The following is an 18,376-nucleotide window of genomic DNA, read 5'->3' as shown; positions in this document are numbered from 1 at the left end:
TATGATCGAGTGTGTAAGAAAGCTGGCGCAGGCCGCGAAGGGCGATATCAAGACGCTGTTTGAAGATGATCCGGCACGGGCCGAGGGGTTCTCGGTATCCTGCGACGGGATGCTTTTCGACTACTCCAAAACGCCGATCCCGCCCGAGGGGCGCCGCGCGCTTTTGGATTGGGCGGAGGCCTGCGGGGTGGCGTCACGGCGGGACGCCATGTTCGCCGGGCAGGCCATCAACGAAACCGAAGGGCGCGCGGTGTTGCATACCGCGCTGCGCAATCTCGACGGCGCGCCGGTGCTGGTCGAGGGCCGGGATGTGATGCCCGAGATCATGGGCGTACTGGCGCGGATGGAACGGTTTGCCGCGGATGTAAGGCGCGGAGCGTTCCAGGGGCAGGGCGGGGCGATCACCGATGTGGTCAATATCGGCATTGGCGGGTCTCATCTTGGGCCGGAAATGGCGACACGGGCGCTTTCGCCCTATCACGACGGGCCGCGATGCCACTTTGTTTCGAACGTGGACGGGGCGGATATCGCCGACTGCCTTGCGGGGCTTGACCCTGAAACGACCCTGGTGATCGTGGCCTCGAAAAGCTTTGCTACCATTGAGACCATGACCAACGCCGAAACCGCGCGGAACTGGATGGCGGGGGCGGTCAAGGCCCCCGGCGCGCAGTTCGTGGCGCTGTCCACGGCGGACGACAAGGTGGCCGATTTCGGGATCGCGCCCGAGCGGGTGTTCGGGTTCGCCGATTGGGTCGGCGGGCGCTATTCGATGTGGGGGCCGATTGGCCTGTCGATCATGATCGCGATCGGGCCGGAACGGTTTCGTGAGATGCTGAAGGGCGCGCAGGCGATGGACAGCCATTTCCGCAAGGCGCCCTTGGCCGAAAACATGCCGGTTCTTCTGGCGCTTGTCGGGCTTTGGCACCATCAGGGATGCGGATATCCGACACGCGCCGTTTTGCCCTATGATCAAAGGCTTGGCCGCTTGCCCGCCTATTTCCAGCAATTGGAGATGGAAAGCAACGGCAAGCGGGTGAACATGGCGGGCGAGCCGCTGACCGTGCCGTCGGGGCCGGTGGTCTGGGGCGAACCCGGCACCAACGGTCAGCACGCGTTTTATCAACTGATCCACCAAGGCACCCAGGTCGTGCCGTGCGAATTCATGGTGGCAGCCCGGGGCCACGAGCCGGACCAGGCGCATCATCACGTCTTGCTGGTGGCCAATTGCCTGGCGCAATCCGAAGCCTTGATGCGTGGCCGCAGCATCGAGGACGCGCGTGCGCTGATGGCGGAACAGGGGTTTACCGGCAAGGAATTGGAGCGGCAGGCGGCGCACCGGGTCTTTCCGGGGAACCGGCCCTCGACCACCCTTGTCTACGACAAGCTGACACCGCACCGCTTGGGGCAGATCGTGGCGCTTTATGAGCATCGGGTCTTCGTCGAGGGGGTGATGCTGGGCATCAATTCCTTTGATCAATGGGGCGTGGAACTGGGCAAGGTTCTGGCCAAGGAAATCGAACCCGTCCTGGAAAGCGGCGACACCACGGGCAAGGATGGATCAACCGCGCAACTGGTGGGATTCATCCGCGCCAATCGCGGCTAACGCATTGACTGAAAATCCTTTTCAGTGAGGCCTTGGTGCCGTCGGCCCGGCGGGGCGCCGGGTTTTTTCCTGGTCGAAATACCCTGGGGTGAGGCCGCAGGCCGAGGGGCAAAGCCCCTCAAACCGCAAGCCATGACCTTGCCGGAAAACGGCCCGGCCCCATCGACAGGGGCATGCATCGGGGATCGAGGCATGCGATATGGGGCCGGGCGCACCTGAGCGGACCCACTGGGTAGAACGGGGGCAACACTTCCGCTCAGGTAACCTTTTGCCGGGGGTTACTTGGGCAACAGCACCTTGTTCACCACGTGGATCACGCCGTTGGATTGATCGACATCGGCGATCGTCACCCGCGCGGCATTGCCGGATTCGTCAAAGATATAGACATTGCCGCCTTTGACCTGGGCCGAAAGGGCATCGCCCGACACGGCGTTGAAGTGGTAAAAGCCATCGGGGCTGTTGTTGGCCTGTGCGGCAATCGCCGCCGCCGACCAATCCCCGGCGACCACATGGGCGGTCAGAACCTTTTGCAGCGTGGATTTGTTTTCCGGCTTCAGCAGGTTGTCGACAGTGCCGTCGGGAAGCGCGCCGAAGGCGGCGTTGACCGGGGCAAAGACGGTAAACGGCCCTTCGGAATTCAGCGTATCGACAAGACCGGCGGCCTTGACGGCGGCGACCAGCGTGGTGTGGTCTTCGGAATTCACGGCGTTTTCCACGATGGTCTTGTTTTCGAACATCGGGGCGCCGCCGACCATGGGGTTTTCGGCCAGTGCGGCGGTGGACCCAATGGCGGTTGCCGCGAGGAAGGCGAGGGAAAGTTTCAGTTTCATCATCATATCTCCTGTGTGAATGCCCCCCGAATTTGCGGGGCTTACAGCGAAGCCACGTGACCCGGTGGGAAAAAGTTTCACCCGCGCGTGGAATATTTTCCCGAAGGGCAGGCGCCCGGGGTCTGGGCGGGAAATTGCCGATCTGGGAAAAGAGGAAATCTTTATGGAACAAAGGCCCGTGGCCTGACGTTTATGCGGTGTGATCCAATTCAATGCGCGCCCGGCGGGTGCATGGCACGCGTCGCGTCGCGGAAAGGAGAGACGATGAAACTTTGGATGCTTTTCGCCGCTGGCTTTTCTGCCCTGACATTGGGGGCCTGTGAGAACATGTCGTCAGAGGCACGCACCGTGGCCGGGGCCGCAGGTGGCGCTGCTGCCGGTCTGATTACCGCCGATGCCTTGGGGGCCGATGACGATTGGCGCCTGATTTCCGCGCTTGGCGGGGCTGCGGCGGGCACTGTCGTGGCGCAGAACCAGAACAATAACACCTGTGCCTATGCCCGTGGCGATGGCACCTATTATCGTGCGCCTTGCCCAAGCTAAGGCACCTTTGAACAAGGAACGGGGCGCATGTCGAATGCGCCCCGTTTTTTTATGGGTTAAAGCGTTTCCCGTTATTGTTGCATCACCAATACCCTGCCAGGCCTACGGCCTTCTCGGGATATTGGTGATGCCCTTTGATTCAAGGTAAACTGGAAACGCTCTAGCTGCGCAGGATCGAGCGGCCCGCGTATTGGGCGGTTTCGCCCAGCACTTCCTCGATGCGGATCAACTGGTTGTATTTCGCCAGCCGGTCCGAGCGTGCCAGCGACCCGGTTTTGATCTGTCCGCAGTTGGTGGCCACCGCGAGATCGGCGATGGTGGCATCCTCGGTTTCGCCCGAGCGGTGCGACATGACATTGGTCATCCGCGCGCGGTGAGCCATATCCACGGCTTTCAGCGTTTCGGTGAGGCTGCCGATCTGGTTGACCTTGACCAGCATGGAGTTGCCCGCGCCCTTGGCGATGCCATCGGCCAGCCGGGCCGGGTTGGTGACGAACAGGTCATCGCCCACAAGCTGCACCTTGTCGCCGATGGCGTCGGTCAGAAGCTTCCAGCCCTCCCAGTCGTCTTCGGACATGCCGTCTTCGATCGAGATGATCGGGTAGTCGTTGACCAGCGCCTTGAGGTAATCGACGTTTTCTTCCGAGGTCAGCGATTTGCCTTCGCCCGACAGCTCGTACTTGCCGCCCTTGTAGTATTCGGTCGCGGCGCAATCGAGGGCGAGATAGATGTCTTCGCCCGGTTTGTAACCGGCTTTCTCGATGGATTTCAGGATGAAATCGAGCGCCTCGCGGGTCGAGGACAGGTTCGGTGCAAAGCCGCCTTCGTCGCCGATGCCGGTGGAAAGGCCCGCGGTGGAAAGTTCTTTCTTCAGCGTATGGAAGACCTCGGCGCCCATGCGGACGGCCTCGCGGATATTGGCCGCGCTGACCGGCATGATCATGAATTCCTGGATGTCGATGGGGTTATCGGCGTGTTCGCCGCCGTTGATGATGTTCATCATCGGCACCGGCAGGACACGGGCCGAAGTGCCGCCGACATAGCGGAACAGCGGTTGGGTGGTGAAATCGGCGGCGGCCTTGGCCACGGCAAGGCTGACGCCGAGGATGGCGTTGGCCCCAAGGCGGCCCTTGTTGGGGGTGCCGTCAAGTTCGATCATCGCCTGGTCGACGCTGACCTGTTCGGTGGCGTCCATGCCCACCAGTTCTTCGGCGATCTCGCCGTTGACGGCGGCGACGGCCTCAAGCACGCCTTTGCCAAGGTAACGGGCCTTGTCGCCGTCGCGGCGTTCCACGGCCTCATGCGCGCCGGTGGAGGCCCCCGAGGGCACGGCGGCGCGGCCCATGGTGCCGTCTTCGAGGATCACGTCCACCTCGACCGTGGGGTTGCCCCGGCTGTCAAGGATTTCGCGGGCGTGGATGTCGATAATGATGCTCATGGGTGTCGTCCTCGGACTTGGAAATGGTTGGGGGTGCCATAGCAAGTCTATTTGGGAATGGGAACGTGACTGGTTGCGCTAAACCGGCTTAATTCGACGATCTAGCGCTAACAATTCGGGCGCGGCGGCGCAGGTTGCGTTCGCGGATCAGGGTGTAGAGGCCCGAAGCGATGATGACACCCGCACCGATAAGGGTGAAAGCATCGGGTTGTTCGTCAAAGACCAGCACGGCGATGATCAGGGCAAAAATCAGGCGGGTATAGCGAAAAGGGGTGACAAAACTGACTTCGCCCACGCGCATGGCGGCGACGATGGCATAATAGGCGGCCACCCCGATAAGCAGGGCAAAGGCGATGTCGCGCCAGTTGGCCGGGGAGGGGGCAACCGGATCACCGGTGATCCAGAGGATGAGCGCCCCGGCGGGAACGATCGTGGCAAAGCCGTAAGACGACAGTTGCAGGGAAGTGACCGTGCGCGGCACGGCGCGGGTGGCCAGATCGCGCAGGGCAAGGCCGATGACGGCCTGCACGGCGAAAAGCGAGGCGGGTTCGAATCCCTCCAGTCCCGGCCGGATCACCATCAAGACGCCGCAGAACCCCACGAGAATCGCGCTCCAACGGCGCCAGCCGACGTCTTCGCCAAGGAAAACCGCCGCGCCGAGGGTGACCGCCAAAGGCGTGGCTTGCAGGATCGCCGAGGCGGAGGACAGCGGTGTGAGGGCAATGGCGGTGACGAATCCCAAGGTCCCGATCAATTCCCCGAGGTTGCGCAGCAGCACGGGCCGCGTGATCAGGTCGCGCGACCAAAGCCGATGCCCGCGCGACAATGCGCCAAGCGCGAAGATCACCGCGCCGCCGGTGCCCAGCATGATCAGGATCTGCCCCACCGAGATATCCCCGGACAGGCGTTTGATGAACATATCCTCAAGCGCAAAGCCGGCCATGGCCAGCACCATCAGGGCGCTTCCGCGAAGGTTTTCCATATCAGGGCTTTCTTGTCAGCGTGTCGGTTCGTGTTAGCGCAGGTCAGTTGCCCAAGGAAGCAACAGGGCTATGACAGTACCACAATGCCGCTATGCTTTGCCTTGTGTTCAGGTTCAACATGAATGGTGACCCGGGCGTCGGGCAGGGTTTCCATGAGCGCGGCCTCAATCCGGTCGCAGAGGGTATGGGCGGCTTCGACCGTGGTTTCTCCGGGCATCACGAGATGGAAGTCGATGAACGTGACCTGCCCTGCGTGGCGGGTGCGCAGATCGTGCGCTTCAAGGGCTTCATCGTCGCTTGCGGCAAGGGAAATCACCCGGCGGATGGTCGCCATTTCCTCGTCTGAAACGGCCTCGTCCATCAGCCCGCTCAGGGAGCCTTTGATGACGGTCCAGCCGGACCACAGGATATTGAGCGCGACCAGTGCGGCCATGACCGGATCAAGCCACCACCAGCCAGAAGCAAAGGCAAGGACAAAGCCCACAAGAACCCCGGCCGACGAGACCACGTCGGTCATCAGGTGTTTGCCATCGGCCACCAGGGCGGGCGAACGGTGGCGGCGTCCATGGCGGATCAGGATGATCGCCCATGCCCCGTTGATGAGGCTGGCACCGGCATTGAGTGCCAGACCTGTCACCGGTGCATCAAGGGCGCGTGGTGTCATGAGCCCGGCATAGGCTTCGCGAAGGATCAGCAGGGCGGCGATGACGATCAGGACCCCTTCGAGGACCGCAGAAAAGAATTCCGCCTTGTGGTGTCCGTAGGGGTGGTTTTCATCTGCCGGGCGATGCGCCACGTGGAGGGCGACGATCACGGCCAGAGCGGTCGCCACGTTCACGAGACTTTCGAGCGCATCCGACATCAGCGCGATCGAGCCGGTCAGTTGCCAAGCCACCGCCTTGAGTGCGAGAACCCCAAGACCAACCGCAACACTGCCTATGGCAAGCCGCATGAGGCGGGGCGCGGGGGAGGTGCTCATCCGTCCGATCTTTTCGCGGGGGTCAGCGGCACGCCGTAAAGCTCCAGCCGGTGACCGATGAGTTTATACCCAAGTTTCGCGGCGATCTTTTCCTGTAGCGCTTCGATCTCGGGGTCGACAAATTCGATCACCTCGCCCGAGTGCATGTCGATGAGGTGGTCGTGGTGGTCGCGTTCGGCATCTTCATAGCGCGCGCGCCCGTCGCCGAATTCAAGCTTTTCCAGGATTCCCGCCTCTTCGAACAGTTTCACCGTGCGATAGACCGTCGCGATGGAAATCTTGGGGTCGCGCGCTGCGGCGCGGGCATAGAGTTCCTCGACATCGGGGTGGTCGTCGGAATCCTGCAATACCGAGGCGATGGTGCGGCGTTGGCCTGTCATGCGCAGGCCCTTGGCCTCGCAACGGTCGGTGATGGTGTCGGACATGCGCGCCCCCTTGGCTCTCGTGGGCCGTTGGATAGCTTTATCGGAAAAATGAATCCACCCGTTTTGCCGCCAATGCTTGACTTTGTGCCGCGAAAGGCGCATCTGCCTTGCAACCGATACCTCCGGCCGCGTGAGCCGTGCGGAAAGACCGCCACATGAGGTATCGAGGACAGTTCCCAAAATCACGCGTGGGTCCGAACCGTTTGACGGCTGTCTGGCACGAGGCCGGGCAGGTGCGTCAGGCGACACCACGATAAGGCCACCCGGCATTCGGGGGCCATAACGGTATGGGCGTGGCCCTGCCGGGAAGGACATGATTTGTCACTATTCAAGGAAATGGGGCTGCCTGCCCCGCTGGTGAAGGCACTGGAAAAGACAGGCATTACCGAACCCACGCCGATTCAGGCGCGGGCCATTCCGCATGCCCTGAACGGGTTTGACGTGATGGGGCTGGCGCAGACCGGCACCGGCAAGACGGCGGCCTTTGGCCTGCCCTTGGTGGCGCAGTTGATGGACGAGGCGCGCGGCAGGCCCGCGCCCAAGACCGTGCGCAGCCTGATCCTGGCCCCCACACGCGAATTGGCGGGCCAGATTCGCGACACGCTGATCGGGTTCGTGAAAGACACGCCGATGAAGGTTGGGTTGGTTGTCGGCGGTGCGTCGATCGGGGCGCAGGTCAAGCGGCTTGAGAAGGGCACCGATATTCTTGTGGCGACGCCGGGGCGTCTGCTGGACCTGTTGGATCGTCGTGCGCTGACGCTTGCCGAAACGCGGTTCCTTGTGCTGGACGAGGCCGACCAGATGCTGGACCTCGGCTTTATCCATGCGCTGCGCAAGATTGCCGGTTTGTTGCCCCAAGAACGTCAGACAATGCTGTTCTCGGCCACCATGGCCAAGCAGATGGAAGAGATCGCGGCAAGCTACCTCGACAAGCCCAAGCGCGTGCAGGTGAACCCGCCGGGCAAGGCCGCCGACAAGGTCACGCAGGCGGTGCATTTCATCGCCAAGGCGGAAAAGGCCAACCTGTTGATCGAGTTGCTGGATGCGCACCGCGATGAGCTGGCACTGGTTTTCGCGCGGACCAAGCATGGCTCGGACAAGCTGGCGCGTAAGCTGGAGCAGGCGGGCTATGCCGTGGCGGCCATTCACGGCAACAAAAGCCAAGGTCAGCGACAGCGCGCGCTGAATGCCTTTCGCGCGGGCGAGGTGCGGGTTCTGGTGGCCACGGATGTGGCCGCGCGGGGCCTTGATATTCCCGACGTGAAACATGTTTACAACTTCGATCTGCCCAATGTGCCGGAAAACTATGTGCACCGGATTGGCCGCACCGCGCGGGCTGGCAAAGATGGCGCGGCGATTGCCTTTTGCGCCCCCGATGAAATGGGCGAGCTGAAGGATATTCAGAAGGTCATGAAACTGGAAATCCCGGTGGCCTCGGGCCGTCCTTGGGAAGAATTGCCCGATCCCAACGCCAAGCCCAAGGGCCGTGGCCGGGGCGGGCGTCCGGGCGGCAAACCCGGTGGGCCGGGTGGGCCCGGCGGCAAACCGGCTTCGAGCAACCGCCGTCGCCGGTCACGCAAACGTGGGCCCAAGAAGGCGGCCTAGAACCAGCGTTTCCAGTAGAGGAAAATCACCAGCGCAAGCGATATTGCCAATGACCCGCAGGTCAGAATCCAGAACGCATGGTCGTTCTGGGTTCCGGGCATGCCCGCCACGTTCACGCCGAACAGCCCGGTGATGAATCCCAAGGGCAGGAAGATCGCGGCCACCAGCGACAGGATGTAGCCATTGTTCTGTTGGCGCGCGGCTTGTTGCATGTCGATGTGATCGGCAAGCGCCGTTAGCCGGTCCCGGGCGGCGTCCTGTTCTTCGACCGAGCGGGTGGCGCGGTTTGCTGTCTCGTGAAGCCGGGCCTTGGCGGCCTCCTTGTCCTCGCCCGTATCGGGAAGCAGGCGCCCCAGATCGTGCAGGGCGGTGGCCATCGGCCCCATGTAGCGACGAAGCCGGATGGCGCGGCGCCTGAGCCCGGCCAGCCGGGTGTGTTCGCTTCGGGTTGTCGTGTGTTCCTCGAAGATTGCGGCCTCCAGATCATCCACGCTGTCCTCAAGCGCGATGCTGACGCTTTCGATCCGGTCGATCAGACCCTCGGCTAATTGGCAAGTGAAGGCGAGCGGCCCCTCGGGGGCCTTGCCGTTATCGACCTTCGCGTGGATGTCCCGCAGGGTATAGGATGTCCTGTGACGCAGGCTTATGATCAGGCCCCTGGCCATCCAGCACCGGACCGAGATCATGTCGTCGACATGTTCTTCGGGGTTGAGGTTGACGCCGCGCATGAGGATCAATGTGCCTTGTCCGATGGCCATGGCGCGGGGCCGTGTTTCGGGCGCGAGCAGTGCCTCGGTTGCAACCGGGTCGAGGTTCTGGCCGCACCAGGCGGTGACGTCGGGATTGTCCGGACCGCTGTCAATCCACCTGTAGCCCGAGGTGGGCAGCGGGCTTTCAAGCGCGGCGGGCTGAACGGAGCCATCCGGGGCAATATCGAGAATGGTTATGGTCTGCATGGAACCCTTTTAACGCGGATCGCGGGGCGACCCCATATCCTTTGGCTTTTGGCGGTTGGTCAGGGGGTGATGATTTACAGGACCGAGCCTTCCATGATCCGCAGGGCTTGCCCTGCCACGGTGACGGAGGTTCCGTCGGTTGTGAGGCGAATAAGGCTGGGCCGGCCCATGTCCTCGCCTTGATGGACGGTCAGGGACAGCGGCGCGCCTTCGAGATCGCACAGGAACGCGGCAAGGGCGGCGCAGGCGCTTCCGGTGGCGGGGTCTTCGGGGATATTGTCGAGCGGGGCAAACATGCGGGCATGGCAGGTATCGCCCTCGCGGACATAGGCGAATTGCGCGAAGTCGAGGCCTTGTGGGTGGGCCTTGGCCCCGTCGCGGAACGCGGCGAGATCCGGCTGACAGGCGACCAGGTCGGCGCGGGTTTTCAGCGCGGTCAGGGTGAAGGGCAGCCCGACGGAGGCGAGGGTCGGGGCATGGTTGCTTTGGTCAATCTGGTCCGGGGACAGGCCAAGCGCACGCGCGACCAATGCCGGGTCGGGCGTGGCCAGACGCTCAAGCGGGGCGCTTGTGGTGAAACGCGCGCCTTGCGGGCCAGCGGTGCAGGGCAGCGCGCCGATGCCCAGTTCCAGCACCATGTCGGGGCCGTGGCCCAGATCGGCCAGCGCCTTGGCGGTGCCGATGGTGGGATGACCCGCGAAGGGGATTTCCATGGTGGGTGTGAAGATACGCACCCGGGCTGTGTGGCCCGGGGTTTCGGGTGGGTAGACGAAGGTGACTTCGGAGAAGTTGAATTCTGCCGCGATGCCCTGCAGCTCGCCTTCGGGAATGCTTTCGGCCTTGGGGAAGATCGCCAGTTGATTGCCGCCAAAGCGGGTTTCGGTGAAAACGTCATAGACAAAATAATGGTGCATGGGGTCTCACTTCACGGTCAGGTCGGCCCAAACGGGCAGGTGGTCGGACGCGATGCGCGCCGGTCGGGTATCATGCACGCCGCTTTCCACGGCCTGCAAATCGGGGCTGAGCGCGATTCGATCAAGCGGGGCCACGGGGCGCGGCGCGGGAAAGGAGGCGCGGGCCGGGATGAACCGCACCTGTTTCACGGCAGCATCGAGGGCCATGCCGTTTCCCCAGTCGTTGAAATCCCCGGCAAAAACGGTGGGTCGCAGTGGCAGGACGGCAAGCGCCCGGTTGATCGCCCCGAGTTGCAACAGCCGGTAACGTTGCACCAGGCCGAGGTGCATGCCGATGACGCGCAGCGGGCCAAGGGGGGTGGCAAGCTCGGCGCGGATCGCGCCGCGCGGTTCCAGCCCGGGAAGGTTGATATGGGCGGTTTCGATGACCTGCACGGCATCGCGGACGAGCATCGCGTTTCCGTGCCATCCAAGCGAGCCGCCGGGCGCGCCGAAGGGCAGGATATGCCAGCCGTCGTCCTCGACCATGTCGTGGGGCAGGGCAGCGGGCCGGGGCGGCAGGCGCTTGTCCACCTCTTGCAGAACGACGACCTGTGCTTTTAGGGCATTGATCACCGCCAAACTGCGGCCGGGCCTGCGGCGCAGGTCAAGCCCGACGCATTTTTGCAGGTTATAGGTTGCAATCCTGAGCGGTGTTACGGTCAACATGGGGCTATAAAAGACCCAAATGGAAGGGGTGTCACCCGATGTTTTCGGATCAGACGTGGGTTGCGCGGATCATCTGGGCCGCCTTGGCGACGGTGGTCGCCTGGGCCTTGGTGAGTTGGCGATTGGAACTGGCCTTTGTCGCGGTGGTGACATTGGCGCTGTCTTTGGCCCCGGTGTTCGTGGCGAAATGGGCAGAGATCACCGTGCCGCCCAGTTTCATCGCAGCCCTTGTGATGTTCGTGGGGGGCACGCTTTTTCTGGGCGAAGTCTTTGATTTTTACGAGCGCTTCTGGTGGTGGGACGTGGCGATGCATGGCGGGTCGGCCATCGGGTTCGGGCTTATCGGGTTCGTCTTGGTGTTCATGATGTTCCAAGGCGATCGCTTTGCCGCGCCGCATGTGGCGGTGGCCTTTTTCGGGTTTTGCTTTGCCGTGTTCATCGGCACCATCTGGGAGATTTTCGAATTCTCCATGGATCAGCTGTTCGGGTTGAACATGCAGAAATCGGGATTGGTGGACACCATGGGCGATTTGATCGTCGACATGGTGGGCGCGGTGATCGGTGCCGCGGCGGGCTATGCGTATCTGAAGTGGCAAGCGAAGGGCGGTTTGGCCTCGGTCATTGATGAATTCGTGCGCCGCAACCCAAGGTTTTTCAAACGCTGGAAGAAATGATCACGTGCCGCAGAAGGTGGCCTGAACCACCTCGGACGGTTCGGGCGGACGTTTCAGATCATCCGCCTCGTCGTGGTCGTCGTAGGGCGTGGCGAGCACCTGTAGCAGGCGGTCGAACGGCGCGTAATCCCCGGCGACGGCGGCTTCGATCATTTGTTCCACCCGGTGGTTGCGGGGGATCACCGCAGGGTTGGCGCGGCGCATGAGGGTGGTTGGGTCGTCCTCGGCCTCAAGGCGTTTTTTCCACTCTTCCTCCCATGTGTCGAAGGCCGTGGGATCGGTGAATTGATCCCGCGCGCCCCCTGTTGCCAATGCGCGGAAGGTATTGGTGAAATCGGCCTGACCCTCGGCCATGCGCGCCAGAAGCCCGGTAATAAGCGCTTCGTCTTCCGCCGTCGCGGCCTCAAGCCCGATCTTGCGGCCCAGAACGTTAAGCCAATGGGCGTGGATGGCCTGTGGCATGGCGTGGACGAGAGTGGTGAACTCTTCGATCGCAGCGTCCTGATCGGGCATGAGCGGGACAAGCGACGTGGCCAGTTGCGCCATGTTCCAGACGATCACGTTGGGCTGGTTGGAATAGGCATAGCGCCCCTGCCGGTCGATCGAGGAATAGACCGTATCGGGGTGAAAGGTATCCATGAAGGCGCATGGCCCATAGTCGATGGTTTCGCCCGACAGCGTGGTGTTATCGGTGTTCATCACCCCATGGATAAAGCCCACACCCATCCACCCAGCGATAAGCCGGGCTTGCCGGTCGATGACATGCGACAGCAAATCGGTGGGCGTTTTGGCCTCGGGCGCGTGGCGGGCGACGGTGTAGTCAAAAAGGTTTTGCAGGGATTTCAGATCGCGGCGGGCGGCGAAATATTGAAAGGTGCCGACCCGGATATGGGACGAAGCCACGCGTGTCAGGATCGCGCCCGGCAGGGCGCCGGTGTCGCGGTAGACGGGTTCGCCGGTGGTGACGGCGGCGAGCGCGCGGCTGGTGGGGATGCCCAGGGCGTGCATCGCTTCCGAGACCACGTATTCGCGCAACACCGGGCCAAGCCATGCGCGCCCGTCGCCCATGCGCGAATAGGGCGTGGGGCCGGAGCCTTTAAGCTGCACGTCGAACCGTTGACCTTCGGGGGTGACCACCTCGCCCAGAAGGTTGGCGCGGCCATCGCCCAGTTGCGGGGAAAACCCGCCGAACTGGTGCCCGGCATATACCTGTGACAAGGGCTCGGCCCCATCGGGGGGCAGGTTGCCGGAGAAGGCCTTGGCCATATCCTCAGGCGCGCCGGGGGTGAGGCCAAGGCTTTCGGCCAGCCCGTCGTTGAAAGCCACCAATCGCGGCGATTTCACCGGCACCGGGGTCAGGCGGGTGTAAAAACCTGCGGGCAGGCGGGCATAGCTGTTATCAAAGGGGATGTGCAGGGTCATGGAACAAAGGTAAGCATTTTGTCACGGATTTCTATACGACCCGGGTCATCAGGCTGTAGCCCTCGCGCGGTTGGAAGCGCAGCTTGCGGTAGAAGCGTTGCGCGCGCTCGTCATCGGTTTTGACTTCGAGGTGCAGGGCCTTGAGGCCTGCGCCGGCAAGGGCCTTGGGCAGGCTCATCAACACTTCGGAGCCGATGCCGCGCCCGCGTACGGCGGGGCGGATGTAAAGCTCGTCCACGAAACCATCCATGCCGCCGAATTCGACCGACCAGCCGAAGCAGACAATGATATAGCCGATGGGCGCACGCCCCGGGCCGATGAGATAGGCCGCGCCATGCGGGCAGCCATCGAGCAACGGGGCAAGGGCCGCGCTGCGGGTGGCCTCGTCTTGGGTGATGCCTTGTTCGGCATGAAAATCGGTTACAAGCCGGGTGAGCCGGTCAAGATCGTCCGGTTTGGCGAGGGTGAGTTGAGTCACAGGCAGAAGGGCCTTTCCTTCGGGGGTGTCATCTTGGGCGCGACCATGCAGGCGGCAGGTTGGAATGTCCACTGAAAGGCCGGGGGCACGGCATCAAATCGCGCAGGGGCGGGCACGAAATCTTGAAAAGATTACGGCCCGATTTCTTTTCAAGAAATCGGTTTGGCCGTGGCGCCCTGCGCAAAAGAAAAGGGTCGGCTCGATTGAGCCGACCCTTGGGGTCTTGGGGAAACCCCCGATCTATTCTTGTCCCATGAACATCAGCAGGAACTGGAACATGTTCAGGAAAGAGATGTAGAGGCTCAGCGCGCCGTCATAGGCGGCCTTGTCCAGCCATTCCTGATCACCATGCGCGGCATGGGCCACGTAGGTGTTCTTGATGTCCTGCGTGTAGAAGGCCGTGAGGCCCGCGAAGATCAGCAGGCCGATGGCCGAAATGGCAAACATCATCGCCGGTGATTGCAGGAACCAGTTGACGATCATCGCCACGATCAGGCCGATCACGCCCATGATCAGGAAACTGCCCCAGGCGGAAATGTCTTTCTTGGTGGTGTAGCCCCAGAGCGACAGGCCCGCGAAGGCAATCGCCGTCACGAGGAAGGTCTGGGTGATCGAATAGGCGGTGAACACCAGGAAGATCGAGCTGAGCGACAGACCGATCAGCGCGGCGAAGGCGAAAAAGCCAAGCTGCACGGTGGCTGCCGACCCCTTGCGCATCAACGCGCCCCAACCAAGGAAGATGAAGGCCAGCGGGGCCAACATGATGACCCAACGCAGCGGCGACATGTAGATCGCGCTACCAAGGCTGTTGAGCATGGTGCCATTGGGCAGTTGCGCCACGGCCGAAGACGGGTCAGTCGTCGTTGCAAGGCCGGCGATTGCCCATGCCGCCAAGGCGGTGATGAGCATACCCACGGACATGGTGCCGTAGACCTTGTTCATATGGGCGCGCAGACCCGCGTCAATCTGGGCGGTGCGGACGCCTGCGCCCGTCCGGATTGTATCAAATTCAGCCATCAAAGCCTCCGAAATGTTGAACTGGCAAGCCCATCAAGGGGCTTTGTCTGACAATATCGGTGAGGCTTTGACGCTTTTCAAGGCTTTCCGAAGGCGATTTCGCCTTAATCGCGCCAATTGGCGGGGGCATCCCACGGGGCGCGGCGGCGTTCGGCCTCGATCTGGGTTTCGGATAGGCCCAGATCGCGCTTTTGCCAGTCTTCCATGCGGGCCAGCGCGCGGCGTTGTTTCCAAAGGTTGACATAGGCGCGCAGCCCCAAGGGTTGGCGACGGAACCGAGGGGCGCAGTTGGCTTGGGTATGGGGAATGTAGGCCATGTTCAATCCTTCTCGATACGTGATGGTTCGCGGTTTTTGATCTTTCTTCTTGATGTGTTTGCCAGAATGGGGTTCATTAGTGAAATGAATGTTTGTTTAGAGTGACATCACAAAGGGTGATCAATGCGAAATCTCGATATGACGACCCTGCGCTCTTTCTTGGCCGTGGCCGAGCATGGCGGCGTGACGCGCGCCGCCGCCGCGCTTCATCTGACGCAATCGGCGGTGTCGATGCAGATCAAGCGGCTGGAGGAGATGCTGGATATCGAAGTGCTGGACCGTAGCGCCCGGCGCGTCAGCCTGACCGCCGCGGGGGAGCAGCTTTTGGGCTACGCCCGGCGGATCATCGAGTTGAATGACGAGGCGATGGGCCGGCTGACAGATACGGTATACGAGGGCGAGATCGTTTTGGGCGTTCCGCATGATATTTTCTATCCGGTGATCCCGCGGGTCTTGAAGGCCTTCAATGCCGCCTTTCCACGGATGAAGGTGAACCTGAAATCCTCAAGCACCATGCGGTTGCACGAGGCATTGCGCAAAGGCGAGACGGATTTGATCCTGACCACCGAGCAGGATGTGAAACCCGGCGGTGAGACACTGACCGAAATGGCCCTGCGATGGACAGGGGCGCGTGATGGTCTGGCGTGGAAGCGGCGGCCTTTGCGGCTGGCCTTTTGCACGGTTTGCATTTTCCGGCCCATCGTGTTGCGACGCCTGGACGAGGCGGGGATCGATTGGGAAATGGCGGTGGAATCGGAAGACGACCGTTCGGTCGAGGCCTTGATCAGCGCCGACTTGGCGGTGGGCGCCCTGCTGGAAGACAGTATCCCGCCGCACCAGGAGGCGATTGCCACGGGCGGGGCCTTGCCCGATCTTGGGATGCAACTGGTCAACATGTACGGGGCCGGGCGGCGCGATGCGCCGACCGAGGCCTTGGCCCGGATGCTGCGCCACGAATATGGCGGCGGGGTGGGGGCGTCGAACGTGGTCAGCCTTCCATCGTGATCACGACCTTGCCGGTCGAACGACGGCTGCGAAGCAATTCAAGGCCTTCCTCCGCACGGTCAAGTGGCAACACGTGGCTGACATGCGGCTTGATGCGGCCTTGGCCGTACCAATGCAGCAGGGTTTCCATGCTTTCGGTGATCACATCAGGACGGAATTTCAGGTAACCGCCCCAGTAAAGGCCCATCACGCTAAGGTTCTTGACCAAAAGGTGATTGGCCGGGATTTGCGGCACGTCGCCACTCGCAAAGCCGATGGGCAAAAGCCGCGCCTCGGGGTTGCACGCGCGGAAGGCGGCCTTGAATTGGTCACCGCCCACCGGGTCATAGACCACGTCCAGCCCGCCCAGATCCTTGCAGGCCGTGCGGATATCTTCGGTCTTGGCGTCGATCAGATGATCGGCCCCGGCCTGTTTGGCGGCTTCCAGTTTCTCGGGCCCACGGGCGCAGGCGATCACGGTGGCCCCCATCAGTTTGCCGATTTCCACCGCTGTCAGGCCAACGCCCCCGGCCGCGCCCAGCACCAGAAGGGTTTCGCCCGGTTGAAGGCGCGCGCGGTGATCGAGCGCCACGTGACTGGTCCCATAGGCGATTTGGAAGGCGGCGGCATCGGTGAATGACATCTCATCGGGTATGGCCACGGCGCGATCGGCGGAAAAACACCCATGTTCGGCCAGCCCGCCCTGGCCACCGAAGACGGCGACGCGCGTGCCGGGGGCGGGGCCTTGGGTGTCCGGGCCAAGAGCGGTGACAGTACCTGCCACCTCCATGCCGAGTGTGAAGGGCGCCTCGGGCGTGTCTTGATACTCGCCCTTGACCATCAGAAGGTCGGCGAAGTTAAGCCCGCAAGCCCCGATTTCCAAGGCAATTTCCCCAGGTGCAGGGGTTGGGCGGGGCAGGGTCGCGACCTTGGGGACCGCCCCGGATGATTCGATGTGATACGCGCGCATGTTGTCTCTCGGGTGCAAATATGTGATCCATTGATCTTGCTTGGTGTTTGGCGAAACACTGCCGGGCTGTCAATTTTCAGGCGGGGGTTGCAGCGCTACTATCCAAAAGGATTGTGTCGCCCGCCTAGATTGTACTGCCTTTGGGTAGGTATCTCTTTTCGAGAGCGATATTCCTTGTCTTTTCATGCCCGACTGCTACCTTTAACCCTCGCTGAAGGAGCCGCGACGTCACTTGGGACACGCCCTCCGGAACGGTGACAATGCCCCCGGTCGCCCTTGGGGCAGACAAGTTGAAAAGGAAAAGTTTATGCCGCACCCTGTTGATGTGCATGTTGGAAAACGAATTCGTCACCGCCGCTGGCTGGTGGGCATGACCCAGCAACAATTGGCCGAGCGTGTTGGAATCAAGTTCCAGCAGATCCAGAAGTACGAGACCGGCGCAAACCGCGTCAGCGCGTCCCGCCTGTGGGATATCGGCGATGCGCTTGATGTCGAGGTCAGCTTTTTCTTCGAAGGTCTCGAAAACGAGACCGGCCAGCGTGACGATGCCGCCGAAGGGGTGCCCACCGATCTTCTGGGCGACAAGGAAGCGCTTGACTTGGTAAGATCCTATTATGCGATCCCCGAAAACCAACGCCGCCGCCTGTTCGATCTGGCCCGCGTTCTCAGCGACGTTGCTTGAGCCCAAGCGCCATTCAGTCTAGAGGCTGATCAAGGATCGCCGAGGATCGGGTGGCACACATGGATAGCGAGAACATCAAAAGCACGGCCCATGCCATGGCGGATGCCGCCCGGGCGGCCGTGCTTCCGTTTTTTCGGGCGGATGGGCTGACCGCTGACAACAAGGCGGGGCAGGGGTTCGACCCGGTCACAGAGGGTGACCGCGCCGCCGAACGCGCGATGCGCAGCGTATTGGCCGAGAGGCGCCCGCAAGATGCCATACTGGGCGAAGAATTCGGGCATACCGAAGGCTCCAGTGGCCTGACCTGGGTTTTGGATCCCATCGACGGCACGCGGGCCTTCCTGTCCGGCGCGCCCACCTGGGGCGTTTTGATTGCCGCGTCGAACGAGGATGGCCCGGTTTTCGGCCTGATTGACCAACCCTATATCGGCGAGCGCTTCGAGGGCGGGCTTGGCGAAGCCCGGATGCAGGGGCCGCAAGGCGCAAGGGCCTTGCGCGTTCTTGGTGACAGGCCGATCGCGGACTCGATCCTTTTCACCACCTTTCCCGAAGTGGGCAGCCTTGAGGAAGGCGCGGGGTTTCGCGCGGTCTCGGATCAGGTGCGCCTGACCCGCTACGGGATGGATTGCTATGCCTATGCCTTGCTGGCCGCCGGTCAAATTGATCTGGTGATCGAGGCCGGGCTGAACGCCTATGACATTCAGGCCCCGATTGCCGTGATCGAGGCGGCGGGCGGGATCGTCACCGACTGGCGTGGGGAACCTGCGCATCGCGGCGGCCGCGTGGTGGCCGCCGCCGGACAAGCGCAACATGCGGCAGCGCTTGAGGTGCTTTCAAAGGTGACCTGA

20 protein-coding genes are annotated in these 18,376 nt (G+C 62.4%); 7 read left to right on the top strand and 13 right to left on the bottom strand.

Going from position 1 to position 18,376, the window contains the following annotated elements:
* Position 1: 1 nt before the first annotated feature.
* Complete coding sequence (pgi, locus tag RBB32_RS13565) at positions 2-1,603, top strand: glucose-6-phosphate isomerase (RefSeq protein ID WP_306153329.1); 1,602 nt, start codon at positions 2-4, stop codon at positions 1,601-1,603.
* A gap of 278 nt (positions 1,604-1,881) precedes the next feature.
* Here pgi and RBB32_RS13560 read toward each other — a convergent pair whose 3' ends face one another.
* Positions 1,882-2,433 carry a fasciclin domain-containing protein gene (locus tag RBB32_RS13560; protein ID WP_371931061.1) on the bottom strand — a complete coding sequence of 184 codons (552 nt, stop codon included), beginning with the start codon at positions 2,431-2,433 and terminating at the stop codon, positions 1,882-1,884.
* Positions 2,434-2,697: 264 nt separating this feature from the next.
* Here RBB32_RS13560 and RBB32_RS13555 point away from each other — a divergent pair, with 264 nt between their 5' ends.
* On the top strand, positions 2,698-2,976 hold the full coding sequence (locus RBB32_RS13555) for a glycine zipper 2TM domain-containing protein (protein ID WP_306153325.1): 279 nt from the start codon (positions 2,698-2,700) through the stop codon (positions 2,974-2,976).
* 160 nt (positions 2,977-3,136) lie between these two features.
* On the opposite strand, the gene eno is transcribed toward RBB32_RS13555, so the two are convergent.
* The 4 genes from eno to RBB32_RS13535 all read right to left on the bottom strand — a co-directional run bounded on the left by eno (position 3,137) and on the right by RBB32_RS13535 (position 6,801).
* The gene (eno, locus tag RBB32_RS13550; protein ID WP_306153323.1) at positions 3,137-4,414 is read right to left on the bottom strand and encodes a phosphopyruvate hydratase; all 1,278 of its coding nucleotides are present in this window, start codon (positions 4,412-4,414) and stop codon (positions 3,137-3,139) included.
* Positions 4,415-4,502: 88 nt separating this feature from the next.
* On the bottom strand, positions 4,503-5,396 hold the full coding sequence (locus RBB32_RS13545; protein ID WP_306153321.1) for a DMT family transporter: 894 nt from the start codon (positions 5,394-5,396) through the stop codon (positions 4,503-4,505).
* Between the two features lie 68 nt (positions 5,397-5,464).
* A complete protein-coding gene (locus tag RBB32_RS13540; protein ID WP_306153318.1) occupies positions 5,465-6,376 on the bottom strand; it encodes a cation diffusion facilitator family transporter in 912 nt (303 codons plus the stop codon).
* Complete coding sequence (locus tag RBB32_RS13535) at positions 6,373-6,801, bottom strand: Fur family transcriptional regulator (protein WP_306153316.1); 429 nt, start codon at positions 6,799-6,801, stop codon at positions 6,373-6,375. Before RBB32_RS13535 ends, RBB32_RS13540 begins: the two co-directional genes overlap by 4 nt.
* A 318-nt stretch (positions 6,802-7,119) precedes the next feature.
* Between RBB32_RS13535 and RBB32_RS13530 the strand changes: the two genes are divergently transcribed.
* Positions 7,120-8,406 carry a DEAD/DEAH box helicase gene (locus tag RBB32_RS13530; RefSeq protein WP_306153314.1) on the top strand — a complete coding sequence of 429 codons (1,287 nt, stop codon included), beginning with the start codon at positions 7,120-7,122 and terminating at the stop codon, positions 8,404-8,406.
* Here the strand turns inward: RBB32_RS13530 and RBB32_RS13525 are convergent.
* The 3 genes from RBB32_RS13525 to RBB32_RS13515 all read right to left on the bottom strand — a co-directional run bounded on the left by RBB32_RS13525 (position 8,403) and on the right by RBB32_RS13515 (position 10,984).
* On the bottom strand, positions 8,403-9,362 hold the full coding sequence (locus tag RBB32_RS13525) for a CorA family divalent cation transporter (protein WP_306153312.1): 960 nt from the start codon (positions 9,360-9,362) through the stop codon (positions 8,403-8,405). The two genes, RBB32_RS13530 and RBB32_RS13525, sit on opposite strands and share 4 nt — an antisense overlap.
* 74 nt (positions 9,363-9,436) lie before the next feature.
* Positions 9,437-10,276, bottom strand: coding sequence for a PhzF family phenazine biosynthesis protein (locus tag RBB32_RS13520; RefSeq protein WP_306153310.1), 840 nt, complete (start codon positions 10,274-10,276; stop codon positions 9,437-9,439).
* 6 nt (positions 10,277-10,282) lie between these two features.
* Positions 10,283-10,984 carry an endonuclease/exonuclease/phosphatase family protein gene (locus RBB32_RS13515; protein ID WP_306153308.1) on the bottom strand — a complete coding sequence of 234 codons (702 nt, stop codon included), beginning with the start codon at positions 10,982-10,984 and terminating at the stop codon, positions 10,283-10,285.
* A gap of 38 nt (positions 10,985-11,022) precedes the next feature.
* On the opposite strand from RBB32_RS13515, the gene RBB32_RS13510 reads away from it, so the two are divergent.
* Positions 11,023-11,658, top strand: a complete 636-nt coding sequence (locus RBB32_RS13510; protein WP_306153306.1) for a hypothetical protein — start codon at positions 11,023-11,025, stop codon at positions 11,656-11,658.
* Here RBB32_RS13510 and RBB32_RS13505 read toward each other — a convergent pair whose 3' ends face one another.
* The 4 genes from RBB32_RS13505 to RBB32_RS13490 all read right to left on the bottom strand — a co-directional run bounded on the left by RBB32_RS13505 (position 11,659) and on the right by RBB32_RS13490 (position 14,892).
* On the bottom strand, positions 11,659-13,080 hold the full coding sequence (locus RBB32_RS13505) for a YdiU family protein (RefSeq protein WP_306153304.1): 1,422 nt from the start codon (positions 13,078-13,080) through the stop codon (positions 11,659-11,661). It lies immediately after the preceding gene.
* Between the two features lie 31 nt (positions 13,081-13,111).
* On the bottom strand, positions 13,112-13,558 hold the full coding sequence (locus RBB32_RS13500; RefSeq protein WP_306153301.1) for an N-acetyltransferase: 447 nt from the start codon (positions 13,556-13,558) through the stop codon (positions 13,112-13,114).
* Positions 13,559-13,798: 240 nt separating this feature from the next.
* Entirely contained in the window at positions 13,799-14,575 is a 777-nt protein-coding gene (locus tag RBB32_RS13495; protein WP_306153300.1) for a Bax inhibitor-1/YccA family protein, read from the bottom strand.
* 104 nt (positions 14,576-14,679) lie between these two features.
* Positions 14,680-14,892 (bottom strand): DUF1127 domain-containing protein, encoded by a 213-nt coding sequence (locus RBB32_RS13490; RefSeq protein ID WP_306153298.1) that lies wholly within the window; start codon positions 14,890-14,892, stop codon positions 14,680-14,682.
* A gap of 123 nt (positions 14,893-15,015) precedes the next feature.
* Here RBB32_RS13490 and RBB32_RS13485 point away from each other — a divergent pair, with 123 nt between their 5' ends.
* Positions 15,016-15,897 (top strand): LysR family transcriptional regulator, encoded by an 882-nt coding sequence (locus tag RBB32_RS13485; RefSeq protein ID WP_306153296.1) that lies wholly within the window; start codon positions 15,016-15,018, stop codon positions 15,895-15,897.
* Here RBB32_RS13485 and RBB32_RS13480 read toward each other — a convergent pair.
* A complete protein-coding gene (locus tag RBB32_RS13480) occupies positions 15,881-16,846 on the bottom strand; it encodes an NADPH:quinone oxidoreductase family protein (protein WP_306153294.1) in 966 nt (321 codons plus the stop codon). The genes RBB32_RS13485 and RBB32_RS13480 overlap by 17 nt on opposite strands.
* A 307-nt stretch (positions 16,847-17,153) precedes the next feature.
* On the opposite strand from RBB32_RS13480, the gene RBB32_RS13475 reads away from it, so the two are divergent.
* Positions 17,154-17,528 (top strand): helix-turn-helix domain-containing protein, encoded by a 375-nt coding sequence (locus tag RBB32_RS13475; RefSeq protein ID WP_306153292.1) that lies wholly within the window; start codon positions 17,154-17,156, stop codon positions 17,526-17,528.
* 59 nt (positions 17,529-17,587) lie between these two features.
* The gene (locus RBB32_RS13470) at positions 17,588-18,376 is read left to right on the top strand and encodes an inositol monophosphatase family protein (protein WP_306153290.1); all 789 of its coding nucleotides are present in this window, start codon (positions 17,588-17,590) and stop codon (positions 18,374-18,376) included.

Origin of the sequence: Roseovarius sp. MMSF_3281 (assembly GCF_030733685.1) — a bacterium.
Taxonomy (GTDB): Bacteria; Pseudomonadota; Alphaproteobacteria; order Rhodobacterales; family Rhodobacteraceae; genus Roseovarius.
This window is presented reverse-complemented; position numbering and strand designations above follow the sequence as displayed.

Excerpts from the sequence above, each read along its gene's own strand:
- pgi (WP_306153329.1), top strand. The coding sequence starts at position 2 with ATGATCGAGTGTGTAAGAAAGCTGGCGCAGGCCGCGAAGGGCGATATC.
- RBB32_RS13560 (WP_371931061.1), bottom strand. The coding sequence starts at position 2,433 with ATGAAACTGAAACTTTCCCTCGCCTTCCTCGCGGCAACCGCCATTGGG.
- RBB32_RS13555 (WP_306153325.1), top strand. The coding sequence starts at position 2,698 with ATGAAACTTTGGATGCTTTTCGCCGCTGGCTTTTCTGCCCTGACATTG.
- eno (WP_306153323.1), bottom strand. The coding sequence starts at position 4,414 with ATGAGCATCATTATCGACATCCACGCCCGCGAAATCCTTGACAGCCGG.
- RBB32_RS13545 (WP_306153321.1), bottom strand. The coding sequence starts at position 5,396 with ATGGAAAACCTTCGCGGAAGCGCCCTGATGGTGCTGGCCATGGCCGGC.
- RBB32_RS13540 (WP_306153318.1), bottom strand. The coding sequence starts at position 6,376 with ATGAGCACCTCCCCCGCGCCCCGCCTCATGCGGCTTGCCATAGGCAGT.
- RBB32_RS13535 (WP_306153316.1), bottom strand. The coding sequence starts at position 6,801 with ATGTCCGACACCATCACCGACCGTTGCGAGGCCAAGGGCCTGCGCATG.
- RBB32_RS13525 (WP_306153312.1), bottom strand. The coding sequence starts at position 9,362 with ATGCAGACCATAACCATTCTCGATATTGCCCCGGATGGCTCCGTTCAG.
- RBB32_RS13520 (WP_306153310.1), bottom strand. The coding sequence starts at position 10,276 with ATGCACCATTATTTTGTCTATGACGTTTTCACCGAAACCCGCTTTGGC.
- RBB32_RS13515 (WP_306153308.1), bottom strand. The coding sequence starts at position 10,984 with ATGTTGACCGTAACACCGCTCAGGATTGCAACCTATAACCTGCAAAAA.
- RBB32_RS13510 (WP_306153306.1), top strand. The coding sequence starts at position 11,023 with ATGTTTTCGGATCAGACGTGGGTTGCGCGGATCATCTGGGCCGCCTTG.
- RBB32_RS13505 (WP_306153304.1), bottom strand. The coding sequence starts at position 13,080 with ATGACCCTGCACATCCCCTTTGATAACAGCTATGCCCGCCTGCCCGCA.
- RBB32_RS13495 (WP_306153300.1), bottom strand. The coding sequence starts at position 14,575 with ATGGCTGAATTTGATACAATCCGGACGGGCGCAGGCGTCCGCACCGCC.
- RBB32_RS13490 (WP_306153298.1), bottom strand. The coding sequence starts at position 14,892 with ATGGCCTACATTCCCCATACCCAAGCCAACTGCGCCCCTCGGTTCCGT.
- RBB32_RS13485 (WP_306153296.1), top strand. The coding sequence starts at position 15,016 with ATGCGAAATCTCGATATGACGACCCTGCGCTCTTTCTTGGCCGTGGCC.
- RBB32_RS13480 (WP_306153294.1), bottom strand. The coding sequence starts at position 16,846 with ATGCGCGCGTATCACATCGAATCATCCGGGGCGGTCCCCAAGGTCGCG.
- RBB32_RS13475 (WP_306153292.1), top strand. The coding sequence starts at position 17,154 with ATGCCGCACCCTGTTGATGTGCATGTTGGAAAACGAATTCGTCACCGC.
- RBB32_RS13470 (WP_306153290.1), top strand. The coding sequence starts at position 17,588 with ATGGATAGCGAGAACATCAAAAGCACGGCCCATGCCATGGCGGATGCC.